Annotated in this window: 15 protein-coding genes; 1 reads left to right on the forward strand and 14 read right to left on the reverse strand. The window is 62.6% G+C overall.

The features are described from left to right. Nucleotides 1-14: 14 nt before the first annotated feature. From metK to pyrR, 12 genes are all read right to left on the reverse strand, one after another. Nucleotides 15-1,244 (reverse strand): methionine adenosyltransferase, encoded by a 1,230-nt coding sequence (gene metK, locus AC1DD7_RS15850; protein ID WP_224090531.1) that lies wholly within the window; start codon nt 1,242-1,244, stop codon nt 15-17. Between the two features lie 88 nt (nt 1,245-1,332). After that, nucleotides 1,333-2,592 (reverse strand): bifunctional phosphopantothenoylcysteine decarboxylase/phosphopantothenate--cysteine ligase CoaBC, encoded by a 1,260-nt coding sequence (coaBC, locus tag AC1DD7_RS15855; RefSeq protein ID WP_477515731.1) that lies wholly within the window; start codon nt 2,590-2,592, stop codon nt 1,333-1,335. Nucleotides 2,593-2,619: 27 nt separating this feature from the next. Continuing rightward, on the reverse strand, nt 2,620-2,880 hold the full coding sequence (gene rpoZ, locus AC1DD7_RS15860) for a DNA-directed RNA polymerase subunit omega (RefSeq protein ID WP_017197559.1): 261 nt from the start codon (nt 2,878-2,880) through the stop codon (nt 2,620-2,622). Between the two features lie 39 nt (nt 2,881-2,919). Then, the gene (gene gmk / locus AC1DD7_RS15865; protein WP_224090532.1) at nt 2,920-3,492 is read right to left on the reverse strand and encodes a guanylate kinase; all 573 of its coding nucleotides are present in this window, start codon (nt 3,490-3,492) and stop codon (nt 2,920-2,922) included. A 21-nt stretch (nt 3,493-3,513) separates the two neighbouring features. Next, on the reverse strand, nt 3,514-3,840 hold the full coding sequence (mihF, locus tag AC1DD7_RS15870) for an integration host factor, actinobacterial type (RefSeq protein WP_216925571.1): 327 nt from the start codon (nt 3,838-3,840) through the stop codon (nt 3,514-3,516). Between the two features lie 99 nt (nt 3,841-3,939). Beyond that, nucleotides 3,940-4,815 carry an orotidine-5'-phosphate decarboxylase gene (gene pyrF / locus AC1DD7_RS15875; RefSeq protein WP_477515732.1) on the reverse strand — a complete coding sequence of 292 codons (876 nt, stop codon included), beginning with the start codon at nt 4,813-4,815 and terminating at the stop codon, nt 3,940-3,942. After that, complete coding sequence (carB, locus tag AC1DD7_RS15880) at nt 4,808-8,116, reverse strand: carbamoyl-phosphate synthase large subunit (protein ID WP_431115372.1); 3,309 nt, start codon at nt 8,114-8,116, stop codon at nt 4,808-4,810. Before carB ends, pyrF begins: the two co-directional genes overlap by 8 nt. Continuing rightward, entirely contained in the window at nt 8,116-9,366 is a 1,251-nt protein-coding gene (gene carA, locus AC1DD7_RS15885) for a glutamine-hydrolyzing carbamoyl-phosphate synthase small subunit (RefSeq protein ID WP_477515733.1), read from the reverse strand. Before carA ends, carB begins: the two co-directional genes overlap by 1 nt. Next, complete coding sequence (locus tag AC1DD7_RS15890; RefSeq protein WP_477515734.1) at nt 9,347-9,868, reverse strand: PH-like domain-containing protein; 522 nt, start codon at nt 9,866-9,868, stop codon at nt 9,347-9,349. Before AC1DD7_RS15890 ends, carA begins: the two co-directional genes overlap by 20 nt. Next, nucleotides 9,868-11,223 (reverse strand): dihydroorotase, encoded by a 1,356-nt coding sequence (locus AC1DD7_RS15895; RefSeq protein ID WP_416416026.1) that lies wholly within the window; start codon nt 11,221-11,223, stop codon nt 9,868-9,870. The genes AC1DD7_RS15890 and AC1DD7_RS15895 overlap by 1 nt, the downstream gene beginning before the upstream one ends. Then, the gene (locus AC1DD7_RS15900; protein WP_477515735.1) at nt 11,223-12,251 is read right to left on the reverse strand and encodes an aspartate carbamoyltransferase catalytic subunit; all 1,029 of its coding nucleotides are present in this window, start codon (nt 12,249-12,251) and stop codon (nt 11,223-11,225) included. The genes AC1DD7_RS15895 and AC1DD7_RS15900 overlap by 1 nt, the downstream gene beginning before the upstream one ends. After that, nucleotides 12,248-12,832, reverse strand: coding sequence for a bifunctional pyr operon transcriptional regulator/uracil phosphoribosyltransferase PyrR (pyrR, locus tag AC1DD7_RS15905; RefSeq protein ID WP_477515736.1), 585 nt, complete (start codon nt 12,830-12,832; stop codon nt 12,248-12,250). The genes AC1DD7_RS15900 and pyrR overlap by 4 nt, the downstream gene beginning before the upstream one ends. A gap of 153 nt (nt 12,833-12,985) precedes the next feature. Between pyrR and AC1DD7_RS15910 the strand changes: the two genes are divergently transcribed. Then, complete coding sequence (locus AC1DD7_RS15910) at nt 12,986-14,239, forward strand: PrsW family intramembrane metalloprotease (RefSeq protein WP_477515737.1); 1,254 nt, start codon at nt 12,986-12,988, stop codon at nt 14,237-14,239. A 126-nt stretch (nt 14,240-14,365) separates the two neighbouring features. Here the strand turns inward: AC1DD7_RS15910 and nusB are convergent, their stop codons facing one another. Both nusB and efp read right to left on the reverse strand, forming a co-directional pair. Then, nucleotides 14,366-14,776 carry a transcription antitermination factor NusB gene (gene nusB, locus AC1DD7_RS15915; RefSeq protein WP_216925562.1) on the reverse strand — a complete coding sequence of 137 codons (411 nt, stop codon included), beginning with the start codon at nt 14,774-14,776 and terminating at the stop codon, nt 14,366-14,368. Continuing rightward, nucleotides 14,776-15,339, reverse strand: coding sequence for an elongation factor P (gene efp, locus AC1DD7_RS15920; RefSeq protein ID WP_011774957.1), 564 nt, complete (start codon nt 15,337-15,339; stop codon nt 14,776-14,778). The genes nusB and efp overlap by 1 nt, the downstream gene beginning before the upstream one ends. Nucleotides 15,340-15,416: the final 77 nt, after the last annotated feature.

Genomic DNA, 15,416 nt, shown 5'->3' on the forward strand with positions numbered 1-15,416 from the left:
GGATGAGCGGGAGATCAGGCGTTGAAGAATTCCTTCAGGTCCGCCACGCGGTCCAGGCGCTCCCACGTGAAGTCGGGCTCGTCGCGGCCGAAGTGGCCGTGAGCCGCCGTCTTGGTGTAAATGGGACGCTTGAGGTCCAAGGCGTCGATGATGGCCCGGGGACGGAGATCGAAGAGCTCGTTGATGGCCTCGCTGATGCGGGCCGGGTCAACAGTTTCCGTGCCGAAGGTCTCTACATACGTTCCGACCGGACGTGCCTGGCCAATGGCATAGGCAATCTGGATCTCCGCGCGCTTGGCCAGACCTGCAGCTACCACGTTCTTGGCAACCCAGCGCATGGCGTAGGCAGCCGAACGATCTACCTTGGACGGGTCCTTGCCGGAGAAGGCGCCTCCACCGTGCCGGGAGAACCCGCCATAGGTATCGACAATAATCTTGCGACCAGTGAGCCCGGCGTCGCCAACCGGGCCGCCGATCACGAATGCACCCGCAGGGTTCAGAATGTTGGCTACATGGGAGATGTCAAGGTTCGATGCCGCCAGAACGGGATCGATGACGTGGCTCGCGAGGTCGGCGCGCAGCTGCTCCAGGCTCGCGTCTTCCGCGTGCTGGCTGGAAATCACTACCGTTTCAACGGAAACCGGGCGATCGCCGTCGTACCCTACCGTGACCTGCGTTTTGCCATCCGGACGGAGGTACGCAAGTTCGCCGCTCTTGCGGACCTCGGTGAGGCGCTCCGACAAACGGTGGGCAAGCCAGATGGGCGTCGGCATGTAGGACGCAGTCTCATCGCTGGCATAACCGAACATGATGCCCTGATCGCCCGCACCTTGGAGATCGTAGTCGTCCTCCTGGCGGCCTTCACGCGCCTCAAGCGAGTTGAAGACGCCACCGGCGATGTCGTTGGACTGCTGCCCGATCGACACCGAGACTCCACAGCGGGCACCATCGAAACCGTTGGCCGAAGAGTCGTAGCCGATGCCGAGAATGGTCTCCCGGACAATCTGCGGTATCTCCACATAAGCGTCAGTGGTTACTTCACCGGCCACATGGACCAGGCCGGTGGTGGCCATGGTCTCGACAGCCACCCGGGATTCAGGATCAGCAGCCAGCAGCCCATCCAGGATGGCGTCACTGATTTGGTCGCAGATCTTGTCCGGGTGCCCTTCAGTGACCGACTCGGACGTGAAGAGCCGGAGCTTGGACGGGGTGCCATGATGTTCATGGTGCAGCGGTAAAGTCACTCGACCACCTTACTGTGTTGCGGGGCGGCGGCATCTGCCGTGTGTCCCTATGCTAAGAATTGCGGGCGGAGGCTACCGCCGGTGGATGTTACCGGGCGGGAAAAACCCTTGCCAGTTCGGAGCCCACCCGATCCACAACTGCCGCGGCGACGTCAGCCTTGGATCCGGACGCCGACTGCGGTTCGGCCCCATGCCCGGAAAGGATTACTACGGAGTTGTCGTCCTGCCCGAAGACGCGACCAACCCCGACGTGGTTGACCACCAGAAGGTCACAGCCCTTGCGCTTGAGCTTCGCCGTGGCATGCTCCAGAACGTCACCTTGGGCATCGCCGGTCTCGGCAGCAAAGCCCACGATCAGCTGCTGGCCACCCTCGGCGTTACGCCGTTCGACGAGCTCATGCAGGATGTCCGGGTTCCGAACCAGACGCACCAAGGGTGCGTCCTCGCCGTCGACCTTCTTGATCTTGGTGTCCGAAACCTCTGCGGGACGGAAATCCGCCACAGCGGCAGCCATGATGACGACGTCGGAATCCACTGCCGCTTTCAGCGCTGCCTCACGCAGTTCCAGAGCGGACTCAACGCGGACGAGCTCGACGCCGGCGGGCGGCTCGACGTCCATATGCGCGGCAAGGAAACGAACGGTGGCACCGGCGGCCAAAGCAGCCGCGGCCAGGGCCGCACCCTGCTTCCCTGACGAACGGTTACCCAGGAAACGCACCGGGTCCAACGCTTCCCTGGTACCACCGGCCGAAATCGTCACCGTTCGGCCGGCGAGGGAAGCATGTGTTGCCGGTACAGCCTTGGGCGCATCCGCCTCGGTGGCGGCCTCGGCCAACGCCATGGCTGCCGTAAAAATTGCCTCAGGTTCGGGCAAGCGGCCCGGACCCGAATCGGCACCGGTCAGGCGGCCGCTGGCAGGCTCCAGAACTGTGACGCCACGACTCCGCAAGGTTTCCACGTTGGCCTGGGTTGCAGCATGCTGCCACATTTCCGTGTGCATCGCAGGAGCGAACAGCACCGGACCGTGAGCCATGAGGAGCGTGTTGGTCAGGAGGTCACCAGCCTGGCCTGTGGCTGCCTTTGCCAGGAGGTCCGCAGTGGCCGGTGCAACGACGATCAAGTCAGCCTCGTGGCCCAAACGGACATGGTTGACCTTCTCGACGTCGTCAAAGACGCTGTTGCTGACCGGGTTTCCGGAGAGCGCCTCCCACGTGGCAACACCGACGAAACGGGTGGCTGCTTCGGTGGGGATCACCGTCACCTGGTGACCGGCTTCAGTAAAAAGCCGGAGGAGCGATGCAACCTTGTAGGCTGCGATCCCTCCCCCGACTCCGAGGACTATGCGCACGTGACCTCCGTCAACAGGCAGTCTGTTTTATTCTGCGGGCTCGATCGGCGTGGAAACCAGGAGGCCTTCGTTGATCTCGCGGAGGGCGATCGACAATGACTTCTCGTTCAGCTTGGTGTCTACCAAGGGACCGACGTACTCGAAGAGGCCCTCGTGCAGCTGGGCGTAGTAGGCGTTGATCTGGCGGGCACGCTTGGCGCCGAAGATCACCAGGCCGTACTTGGAATCGGCAGCCTCAAGCAGCGAATCGATCGGCGGGTTGATGATGCCTTCAAGGTTCGTGGACACGAAATCTCCAAATTCTAGCGGGCCGACAAGTGCAAGCGCTTAGCGCTCGTGCGGGGTTAGCCCCATGAGTGAAACAAGCTCGTCCGCTGCCCGGCGAACGTCGTCATTAATGACGGTGTGGTCAAACTCCGGTTCAGCAGCAAGTTCCAGTTTAGCGGTTTCCAGCCTGCGCTGCTGTTCCTCGGCAGATTCAGTGCCGCGACCCACAAGCCGACGCACCATTTCTTCCCAACTGGGCGGTGCCAGGAAGACGAACTTGGCATCCGGCACAGCAGCCTTTACCTGCCGTGCACCTTGGAGGTCAATCTCGAGCAGAACCGATTTCCCCTCCGCAATGGCAGCATTCACGGTGCTCCGGAGCGTGCCGTACCGGTTCTGGCCGTGGACCACGGCCCACTCCAGGAGTTCGCCATCGGCTACCAGCGAGTCAAACTCTTCGGCAGACTTGAAGAAGTAGTGAACCCCGTCCTTCTCCCCTGGACGCGCGGCGCGGGTAGTGGCGGAGACGGAAAGCCAAACCTCTGGATAGTTGTCCCTGATGTAGGTGGATACGGTTCCCTTGCCAACAGCAGTTGGGCCTGCGAGGACAGTCAGTCCAGGTTTCTTGCTCACGGATTCCTTCGGGGAGATGCGTCAAACGCTTTGCTGGGTATCCATAAAATCTACCAGCGCCCGGGCCTGGTGAATTCCCAACCCCCTGATGCGCCGGGATCCGGCGATGCCTATCTCCGCCATGATCCCGGCCGCACGTACAGGTCCTATGCCTGGGAGGGCCTCCAGGAGCTCCACCACCCGCATCCGCGCAATGGCTTCATCCGTGGTGCCTGAAGAGATCAGCTCAGCAATGCTCACTTCACCGCGTTTGAGCCGCTCTTTGGCCGCGGCCCGCACAGCGCGCGCCTTTGCAGCCTTATCCAAAGCATCGGAACGCTCCTGCGGTGTCAGCTCTTTCAGACCCACGGCCAAACCCCTGTCAGATCGGATTTGTGATTCACGTCACGCGAAACTGATCCTGAACCTACCGGCAGGCGGCGGGTTGCGCAATGAGGCGCCAGCGAATCATTCCGCCAGCAGGCCGTCCAGCGTTTCCTGGGTTGCCGCCCGCAACGCAGCGCTCGTTGGACCGGCGGCAAGGATGCCCCGGCTCGACGTAGCCAGCACTGTGGGATAGGCGGCGCCGAAGGTCGAGCGGAGATCCGCGGGCGTAGCACCCTGCGCCCCCAGGCCGGGCGCCAGGATCGCTCCGCGGACCGCGCCAAGGTCAATGTCCAGATCCTTGAGTGCAGAACCGATGGTGGCGCCCACAACAAGTCCCACTGAACCCAGGACACCCGCGTACCGCTGGTTCTCAGCTGCGGCCGCATTGACGATCCCCCGGGCCACGGAATGGCTTCCGCCGACGTGCTGGACAGACTTTCCCTCCGGATTGGATGTCAATGCGAGCACAAAGACTCCCCTGCCATTTTGCGCAGCAAGGTCCAGCGCCGGACGCAAGGATTCGAAGCCCAGGTAGGGACTAAGGGTCACTGAGTCCGCAGCCAGGGCCGAACCGTCCCGCAGCCACGCATCTGCGTAGGCGGCCATGGTGGACCCGATATCACCGCGCTTGGCATCGGCGATGCTCAGCACATGCGCATCAGCAGCTGCGGCCAACGTCCGCTCCAGGACAGCCATGCCCGCAGAGCCATGACGCTCATAAAGTGCCACTTGCGGCTTCACCGCGGCAGCGAGGGAAGCCACGGCCTCCACAACGCTGAGCGAAAAGCGCTCCAGCCCGGCGACGTCGTCGTTCAATCCCCAGTCAGCCAGCAGCTGGGGATGGGGATCGATTCCAACGCAAAGCGGGCCTCGGGCGGCCATGGCGGCAGCCAGCCGGGAGCCAAAGGACTCCCGGGCCGGCTGCTGTGCAACCGTTGCGTCAACAGACTCAGGCATTGGCAGCTTCCTGGGCCGCGGCCAGGTTTGCAGCGTGCTCCTGCAGGCTGGTGACAGACCATTCGTAGGTGCGCAGTGCCTCAATTGCCTGCACGGCTGCGTTGAATTCAGCCACGGTGGTGATGCAGGGAATGCCGATTGATGTTGCCGCGGCACGAAGTTCGTAGCCGTCGCTGCGGGCTTCTCCGCCGGACGGGGTGTTGAAGACCATGTCGATCTCGCCGGCAATGACGAGGTCGGCGATGGTGCCTTCACCTTCGGCGCTGCTGCCCTCGGCCACCTTACGGACCGGAGTCGCCTGGATGCCGTTGCGGCGCAGAACGTCAGCCGTGCCTCCCGTGGAGACGATCTCGAAGCCGAGGTCCGAGAGGCGCTTGACGCCCATGATCACCGAGCGCTTGTCGCGGTTGGCCACGGAAACGAAGATCTTGCCTTCGGTGGGCAGCGCGTTGTTTGCGGCCGCCTGGCTCTTGGCGAATGCGGTATCGAAGTGCTTGTCGATGCCCATCACTTCACCTGTGGACCGCATTTCCGGGCCGAGCAAGGAGTCGACAACCTTGCCCTCCGGCGTACGGAAGCGGCTGAACGGCAGGACAGCTTCCTTGACAGCGACTGGAGCGTCCAGGGGCAACGTGGAACCGTCACCGGTTTCCGGCAGCATCTTGTAGGCACTGCGCAGCTGGTTGATGGTGACACCGGTGCCGATCAGTGCGGCAGCCTTGGCCATCTGAACGCCAGTTGCCTTGGAAACGAAGGGCACCGTACGCGAAGCACGCGGGTTCGCTTCGAGAACGTACAGGACATCGGAGGCCAGCGCGAACTGGATATTGATGAGACCACGGACACCCACGCCCTCAGCGATGGCCCGCGTTGCAGTGCGAACGCGCTCGATCACGTTGTTGCCCAGTGTGATCGGAGGAAGGACACAGGCGGAGTCTCCGGAGTGGATACCGGCTTCCTCGATGTGCTCCATGATGCCGCCCAGGTACATGTCCGTGCCGTCGAAGAGGGCGTCGACATCGATTTCGACTGCGTCTTCCAGGAAGCGGTCGATCAGCACGGGGTGATCCGGCGTGATTTCCGTGGCATTGGCAATGTAGCGGGAAAGGTTGGCTTCATCGTAGACGATTTCCATGCCGCGACCGCCCAGGACATAGGACGGACGGACAAGCACGGGATAACCGATCTCGTCAGCGATCTTCTTGGCATCCTCAAAGGAAACGGCGGTGCCGTTCTTCGGGGAGGTCAGGCCTGCCTCGTCCAGGACGCGGGCGAAGGCGCCACGGTGCTCTGCGAGGTCAATTGCCTCAGGCGAGGTGCCCAGGATCGGCACGCCGGCGTCGGCAAGCTGCTGTGCGAGCTTCAGGGGTGTCTGGCCGCCGAGCTGGACGAAGACGCCCATGACGCCGCCGGTGCGCTCTTCAGCGGCGATGACCTCGAGGACGTCCTCAAGGGTCAGCGGCTCGAAGTAAAGTCGCGTGGAAACGTCGTAGTCGGTGGAGACGGTCTCGGGGTTGCAGTTGACCATGACAGTCTCGTAGCCGGCCTTGCGCAGCGCCATGGAGGCGTGGACGCAGGAGTAGTCGAACTCGATGCCCTGGCCAATGCGGTTGGGCCCTGAACCAAGGATGATGACGGAGGGCTTGGCGTGCAGGCCTACCTCATCTTCCTCGTCGTAGGACGAGTAGTGGTACGGGGTGTAAGCGGCAAACTCAGCGGCACAGGTGTCCACCGTCTTGTAGACCGGACGGATACCCAAGGCCTGGCGGACGCCGCGGACCACTGCCTCATTGTTGTGCGTCAAGGCACCGATCTGCTCGTCGGAGAAGCCGTGGCGCTTGGCGTTGCGGAGCATTTCCTCGGTGAGGACGCCGGCCTTGCGGATCTCCTGCGCGGTCTCGTTAAGGAGCTGCAGTTGGTCCAGGAACCAAGGATCGATCTTGGTGGCCTCGAAGAGGTCTTCCACCGTGGCGCCACCCAGGAGCGCGCGCTGCACCTGGTGCAGGCGGTCCGTCGTGGGACGCTTGGCCTTCTCGATGAGCTCGGCAACCTCGTACTCCGGCACGGAGCTGAAGTCCAGCTGCGAGCCCTTCTGCTCCAATGAACGGAGGGCCTTCTGCAGGGCTTCGGTGAAGTTGCGGCCCATGGCCATGGCTTCGCCAACAGACTTCATGGTGGTGGTCAGAGTGTTGTCGGCTGCCGGGAACTTCTCGAAGGCGAAGCGCGGAACCTTGACCACAACGTAGTCCAACGTAGGCTCGAACGACGCCGGCGTCTTCTGGGTGATGTCGTTCGGGATCTCGTCCAGGGTGTAACCAAGTGAGAGCTTGGTGGCGATCTTGGCGATGGCGAAGCCGGTTGCCTTGGAAGCCAGCGCGGAGGACCGGGATACGCGCGGGTTCATCTCGATAACCACTACGCGGCCCGTGGCGGGGTCGATAGCGAACTGGATGTTGCAGCCACCGGTGTCCACGCCGACTTCGCGGATAACGGCGATGGAGACGTCCCGAAGCTTTTGGTACTCGCGGTCCGTGAGGGTCAGTGCCGGAGCAACCGTGATGGAGTCACCGGTGTGGACGCCTACGGGATCGAAGTTTTCGATGGAGCAAACAACAACGACGTTGTCGTTCTTGTCGCGCATCATCTCAAGCTCGTATTCCTTCCAACCGAGAATGCTCTCTTCGAGCAGGACCTCGGTGGTGGGGCTGTACTGGAGGCCCTGGCCGACGATGCGGCGGAGATCGTCCTCGTTGTACGCCAGGCCTGAGCCAAGGCCACCCATGGTGAAGGACGGGCGAACGACCATCGGATAGCCGAGGTCTTCGGCCGCAGCGAAGGCCTCGTCCATGGTGTGGATGATGTGGCTGCGGGCCGATTCGGCGCCACAGCGCTCAACGACGCCCTTGAACTTCTCGCGGTCTTCTCCGAGCTCAATGGCAGCAATGTTTGCGCCAATGAGTTCCACGTTGTACTTCTCCAGCACACCGTTCTTGTCCAACGCGATGGCAGTGTTCAGAGCCGTCTGGCCACCCAAGGTGGGCAGGATGGCGTCCGGACGCTCCTTGGCGATGATCTTCTCAACAACCTCGGGCGTGATGGGCTCGACGTAGGTGGCGTCGGCGAACTCGGGGTCCGTCATGATGGTGGCGGGGTTGGAGTTCACGAGGATGACCCGGAGGCCTTCCTCCTTGAGGACGCGGAGAGCCTGGGTACCGGAGTAGTCGAACTCGGCTGCCTGGCCGATGACGATGGGGCCGGAACCGATGACAAGGACGCTCTTGAGATCTGTACGCTTGGGCATTACTTCTTGTCCTCAGTCTTGGATTCGGTGGAGTTGGAGGCGCCGGCGGTGGCCGATTTGGTTTCGGCCATGAGGTCGATAAAGCGGTCGAAGAGGTACGCAGCATCGTGCGGGCCAGCCGCAGCTTCAGGGTGGTACTGGACCGAGAACGCCGGGATGTCCAGGCACGCAAGGCCTTCAACGACGTCGTCATTCAAGGAGACGTGGCTGACTTCGACGCGGCCGTAACGCTCCTCGGGGGCGATCGTGGCACCGTTCAGCGGTGCATCGACGGCGAAGCCGTGGTTCTGCGAGGTGATTTCAACCTTGCCCGTGCGGCGGTCCATCACCGGCTGGTTGATGCCGCGGTGGCCGTAGCGGAGCTTGTAGGTTCCAAAGCCGAGGGCCCGGCCAAGGATCTGATTGCCGAAGCAGATGCCGAAGTAGGGCAGTTTCTCGTCCAGCACCGAACGCAGGAGCGAGACCTGGTGGTCTGCGGTAGCGGGGTCACCGGGCCCGTTGGACATGAAGAAGCCGTCCGGGTTGACCGCGTTGACATCCTCCAGGGTGGACGTCGCCGGAAGGACATGCACACGCACGCCGCGTTCGGCGAAACGAACCGGGGTCATGGCCTTGATGCCGAGGTCCACGGCGGCAATGGAGAACCTGGGCTCGCCTTCCCAGCCGTGGTCCTTGGGTTCCACGACGTAAGCCTCGTCAATGGAGACCTCTTCAGCCAGCGCTGCGCCTTCCATCGGGGCGCTTGCCAGCACGGTGTTCAGTAGCTCCTTGTCCGATGCCTGTACGGCCTCACCCGAGAAGATGCCTGCGCGCATGGTCTTGTGCTCGCGGAGGTGGCGGGTGATGGCACGGGTATCGACGCCCTGGATGCCCACGATGCCTTGCTCGACGAGTTCATCATCGAGGCTGCGTTCCGAGCGCCAGTTGGAGGGGCGGCGGGCGGCGTCGCGCACGACGTAGCCAGCCACCCAGATGCGGCGGGACTCAGCGTCTTCGCTGTTGACGCCCGTGTTGCCGATGTGGGGTGCGGTCTGCACCACGAGCTGGCGGGCGTAGGAGGGATCGGTGATGGTCTCCTGGTAGCCGGTCATTCCGGTGGCGAAGACTGCCTCACCGAGGGCCGTTCCCTGGGCGCCGTAGCTACGGCCGCGGAACATGCGGCCGTCTTCGAGCACCAGTACTGCTGCTGAGGGGGTGGGTGTGGTGGCTGCTTTACTGTCCGTCACTTTATTACTTTCCACTATCGGCATCTGCCTGAGGGGCTGCGGAGATCAATTCTTGGATGGCTTCGAGGAGGAGCTCTTTGTCGGCTGCGTGCCTGGTCCGGAATCCGGTATCCAGTTCCTTGCCGCCCAGCTTCCAGCTGATGACCAGGAGTCCGTCTTTTTCCACGAACTTCCCGGCCATGCCGGCTGCTTGGCGGCTGTCAGCCACTGCGGAGCGTGGGATGAACACCGGGGCGGCGCCTGAGCGGTCGAACAAGATGCCTTCAGCATGGATGCTCAGTTCCGCGTTGGTGCGGATTCCAAGGCCCTGCACTGCGATCCGGTCCAGCCAGTCACCTGCCGTGGTGGTGGCAACGTACTGGCCCTCAGCTACGACCGTGGCCGGCGTCAGTTGCTGCGGCACCTCCGGGAGGCGTTCGACGTCGGCTTGTCGCCTGAGCCGGTTCCGCCACCCCAGCCAGATCATCATCAGGACGATGATGATCAACGGCACCGTGATAAGCACGGTGAGTGTCTGGTTGTTCATCAGCTACCGCTGACTGCCCCGGCGGCATCCGGGGTTGGGTAGTTTCCGGCGTACCTGTATGGCGTGTTGAGCTTGCCGTTGAGAACGGTGGGGTGGCCCTTGAAGAAGGTTGCGACCACAGATCCGGGCAGCTCTTTGCCCTTGAACGGTGAATTGCGGCCCATGGTGGCCATCTTATGGGGGTCAACCGTCCAGCGCGCAGCCGGGTCCACCAGGATGACGTTGGCGGGCTCGCCTTCCTCCAACGGCCGGCCTTGGTCCGCTACGCGGCCAATAACTGCCGGAGTGAAGGACGTGACCCGGGCGAAGTCTGCCCATGTCATGAGTCCGGTTTCGATCATGGTTTCCTGAACCACGGACAATGCCGTTTCCAGGCCGGTCATGCCCATGGCCGCCTGCGCCCACTCGCATTCCTTGTGCTCGCTGGGGTGCGGGGCGTGGTCCGTGCCGACAACATCGATGGTGCCGTCGGCGAGGCCTTCGCGGAGCGCCTGGACGTCGGCATCCGTACGCAGCGGCGGGTTGACCTTGTACACGGGATCGTAGCTGCGGACCAGTTCGTCAGTGAGGAGCAGGTGGTGGGGCGTGACCTCGGCTGTGACGTTGATCCCCCGGGCTTTGGCCCAGCGGACGATTTCAACAGATCCAGCGGTGGAGACGTGGCAAACGTGGAGGCGGGAACCCACATGCTGCGTGAGCAGGACGTCGCGGGCGATGATGCTTTCCTCTGCCACGGCCGGCCAACCGGCGAGACCCAGCACCGCCGAGACGGCGCCTTCGTTCATCTGTGCCCCGGCGGTAAGGCGGGGTTCCTGCGCGTGTTGGGCAACCACGCCGTCAAACGCTTTGACGTACTCCAGCGCGCGGCGCATCAGCACGGGATCGTGCACGCAGATGCCATCATCGGAGAACATCCGCACCTGGGCGCGGGAATCCGCCATCGCACCCAGTTCCGCAAGTTGTTCACCGGCCAGGCCAACCGTGACAGCGCCAACAGGACGCACGTCCACCCAGCCGGACGCGCGGCCGAGGCTGTGGACCTGTTCGACGACGCCTGCCGTGTCAGCAACGGGGTTGCTGTTGGCCATGGCGTGGACGGCCGTGAAGCCACCCAGGGCTGCGGCACGAGTGCCGGTCTCGACCGTTTCAGCATCTTCGCGGCCGGGTTCGCGCAGGTGCGTGTGGACGTCAACCATGCCGGGGAGGGCAACCAGGCCCGTTCCGTCGATCACTGTGGCGTCGTCGTCGTGCAGATCCTTGCCCCGGGCGGCGATGATGCCGTCGCGGATCAGCAGGTCTTCAGCTTCGCCGCCGAGAATGGCGGCCCCGCGGATCAGGTACGTGTTCTCGGCCATCAGTTGCTCTCCTTGGTGGGCTGGCTTACAGCGTGGGGGGTTGCTGCCGATGCGGCAGTTGCTTCGCGGGAATCCCCGGAGAGCAGCAGGTAAAGGGCGGCCATGCGCACTGAAACACCGTTCCGCACCTGTGCAAGCACTGTTGAGCGGGGCGAATCGGCGGCGGCCGAGGAAATTTCCAGGCCACGGTTCATGGGGCCGGGGTGCATGATGATGGTGTCTTTCATGCCAAGGTCATCCAGTGCCCGAAGCCGGGCGTCGTCGAAGCCCCAGCGCCGTGAGTACTCACGGGTAGACGGGAAGAACGAGGCATGCATCCGCTCACCCTGGACTCGCAGCATCATCATCGCGTCGACGCCCGCTTCCAGCGTTTCGTCCAGGTTGTAGCTGACCTTGCAAGGCCAGTGCTCGACGCCGATCGGCAGCAGTGTGGGTGGCGCAACCAACGTGACCTCTGCACCCAGCGTGCGCAATAACCAGACGTTGGACCGCGCCACCCGGGAATGCAGGACATCTCCGACGATCGCCACACGCATCCCTCGAAGGTCCGCCCCGGTGGACTTCGTCCCGTTGAGTTGGGACCAGTGGCGGCGCATCGTGAACGCATCCAACAGCGCCTGCGTGGGGTGTTCGTGGGTGCCATCGCCTGCGTTGATCACTGCGGCGTCGATCCAGTCCGTGGCAGCAAGCCGGTGCGGAGCGCCGGAGGCCCAATGGCGGATGACCACCGCATCCGCGCCCATGGCGGCCAGCGTCTGCGCAGTGTCTTTGAGGGACTCGCCCTTGGAAACCGAGGAGCCTTTGGCGGCGAAGTTGATGACATCGGCTGAAAGCCGCTTTGCTGCAGCTTCGAAGGAGATCCGGGTACGGGTGGAGTCCTCGAAGAAGAGGTTCACTACCGTGCGGCCACGGAGGGCAGGGAGCTTCTTGACCTCGCGGTCGCCCACGGCCGACATTTCTTCGGCAGTGTCCAGGACGCGGATGGCGTCGAAAGCGCTGAGGTTCTCAGTGGAGAGGAGGTGCTTCACTTTCCGGCCTCGATTACTACTTCGTTGACCGGAACGCCGTCCACGGAGTCGATTTCCTCAAGGTGGACGCGGACCTTTTCCGCGGAGGAAGTTGGTAGGTTCTTGCCTACATGGTCCGCACGGATGGGAAGCTCACGGTGACCCCTGTCCACCAGGACGGCCAGGCGAACAATCCTGGGACGGCCAAGGTCCACCAAGGCGTCAAGCGCTGCCCTGATGGTGCGGCCGGAATACAGGACGTCGTCAATGAGGACAACAACCTTGTTGTCAATGCCGGATAGTGGCAGGCGCGTGTGGTGGGGCGGCCTGGTGGGCTGGTGTGAAAGATCGTCACGGAACATGGTGACGTCGAGTTGCCCGACGATCGTTTCCGCGTTGACGCTGGGGTCAGCTGCAGCGATCTTGTCGGCAAGCCGCACGGCCAAGGGATAACCGCGGCTGGGAATGCCCAAAAGAACCAGATCCTGGGAACCTTTGTTGGCTTCGAGGATCTCATGGGCGATACGAGTCAGCGCGCGATCGATGTCCGCTTGGTTGAGAACAACCCGCGACGGAACCTGCGCTGAAGTGACTTCAGTCATTCGCTCGTCTCCCCTTTCCCCGCCTCACGGGACGGAATTAAAAAAGGAATATTTGCCTTTCAAAACTACCACAGCGGAAACTGGCAGCCTCACCGGGCCGCAGAAGAGGCGTGAGTTAAAGCTCACATCCGCCCGTGCAATAGGCTCTAGGCCATGAGCAGCGACCATCCTGGGCACTCCGGCGGACACCAACCCTACCCGCGGCCCTACCTGGAACCGGCAGCCAATCCGACGTGGATCGGACGCGTACAGCCCGGAAACTACCAACCAGCCCCCGGGAACCCCGGGAACCTTCCCCCACAGACCTGGGCGGCTCCACCGGCATCCCGGGGACGCCGGTCGCCGAGCACACTCCCCCTGCTCCTGGCGGGCGCGATATTGGTCTTCGGCAGCCTTCTCCTGGTGGTTCCCTTCCTTCTGGGCAATACAGGAATCACAGGCTTCGTGATCGGGTTCATCGCCTCCCTGGTCCCGTTGTCGGTGGTGCTGCTGACCGTACGGCTCATTGACCGTTGGGAGCCGGAACCGAACAGGCTGCTCTGGTTCGCTTTCACGTGGGGAGCCGCAGTCTCGATTGCCGGAACCCTGTTGATCCAGCCCCTCTTCGCCTTGGCAGCTCCTACCACCAGCGAAGAAGCATTCACTTATTTCATGGCCACGGTCCAGGCTCCCATCGTGGAGGAATTCACCAAATCGCTTGGCCTGTTGCTTCTCATCCTTGGCGCCCGGAAGTATTTCGATGGTCCCGTGGATGGTGTGGTCTTTGCCTTTACCATCGCCGCCGGCTTCGCCTTCACGGAGAACATCCTCTACTTCGGCCGTGAGATCGCCTCCTCATCTGAGCCCGGCACGGACCTTGTCCGCATCTTCATCCTTCGCGGCGTCATGTCACCCTTCGCTCACGCCATTTTCACGGGGACAGCCGGCCTGATCATGGGATTCGCCGCCCGTCGATGGCATTCCGGCTACGCAGTGCTGGCCTTCGTCATCGGCCTCCTGCCGGCCATGTTCCTGCACAACCGGTGGAACAGCATGGGCCAGGACTTCCTGCTGGACTACTTCGTGGTGCAGGTGCCGATCTTCCTGATCGCGGCCCTCGGCATCATTTTCCTGCGCGTGGCCGAAGGCAAACTCACGCGCCAGCGGCTGCTCGAATATGCCAGGGCCGGATGGTTCACGCCAGCCGAAGTTGAAATGCTGGCCACATCCCAAGGAAGGCGACAGGCGGTTCGCTGGGCAGCCTCGCGTGGCCGTGCCGGGCAGATGCGGGCATTCATCAAGGGTGCCACAGCCTTGGCGTTCACGCGCCAACGCATCCTCAGCGGCCGCGATGTGCCGGTTCATCAGCAGGATGAACTTGACCATCTTCGCGCGATTCCAGGGCTCCGGGCGGCAGTGCTGCACTAGGAGTTTTGAGAGGGTTTGTAAGATGCGAACTCAAAAGAAAAGGACCCGCATCCTGAGTGGATGCGGGTCCTTTCAAGCCTGACGGGGACTTGGCCCTGTCGGTTCTGAAGCAGTCCGGCAGTGCAGTTACGCGAGCAGTGACGGCTTGAGCTTCTGGAGCCGGCCAAGCAAGCCGTTGATGAAGGCCGGTGATTCGTCCGTGGACATCGTCTTGGCGAGGGCCACAGCTTCGCTGACTGCCACTCCATCCGGGACTTCGTCGTTGTAGAGGAGCTCCCAGGCACCAATGCGGAGGATGATGCGGTCTACCGAAGGCATCCGCTCCAGCGTCCAGCCCTGGGCATAGGTCTGCAGGAACTCATCGATAGTTGGCTGCATGGAGACGACACCCTCAACGATTTCCATCGTGTAAGGGTTAATGACGAGATCCGTCTTCTCCCGACGCGCCTTGAGCGCGTCAAAAGCCGAAACGGAACGCTGCTCCGCCTCGAAAAGTACTTCAAGTGCCCTGCTACGGGCTTTACCGCGTGCGCTCACTAGTCGTTGACCCGGCCCAGGTAGCTGCCGTCGCGGGTATCAACCTTGACTTTGGTGCCCTGCTCCACGAACAGCGGAACCTGGATTTCGTAGCCGGTTTCCACGGTTGCCGGCTTGGTGCCTGCCGAGGAACGATCGCCCTGGAGGCCAGGCTCGGTGTAGGTGATTTCGAGAACGACGCTCGGCGGCAGCTCGATGTACAACGGCGTGCCTTCGTGGATGGCGATGTTCACCATTTGGTTCTCAAGCATGAAGTTGGTGGCGTCGCCGACCGTAGCACCGGAAACGGTGATTTGGTCGTAGTCCTGGGTGTCCATGAAGACGAAGTCTTCGCCATCCTGGTACAGGTACTGGTAGTCACGGCGGTCAACCGTAGCGGTCTCGATCTTCAGGCCGGCGTTGAAGGTCTTGTCAACCACCTTGCCGGACATGACATTGCGCATCTTGGTGCGAACGAAAGCGCCACCCTTGCCCGGCTTGACGTGCTGGAACTCAATGATGTTCCAGAGCTGGCCCTCGAGCTTCAGTACGGTTCCGTTCTTGATGTCGTTTGTGGTTGCCACTCGTATCCTCTGGTTTCTCTCACTGGTTCTAGCTACGGTTTCTAGCTTCCAGCCGGGTATGCCAGCCAGCATGCCGA

It is taken from the genome of Paenarthrobacter sp. 10L412 (genome assembly GCF_056395565.1).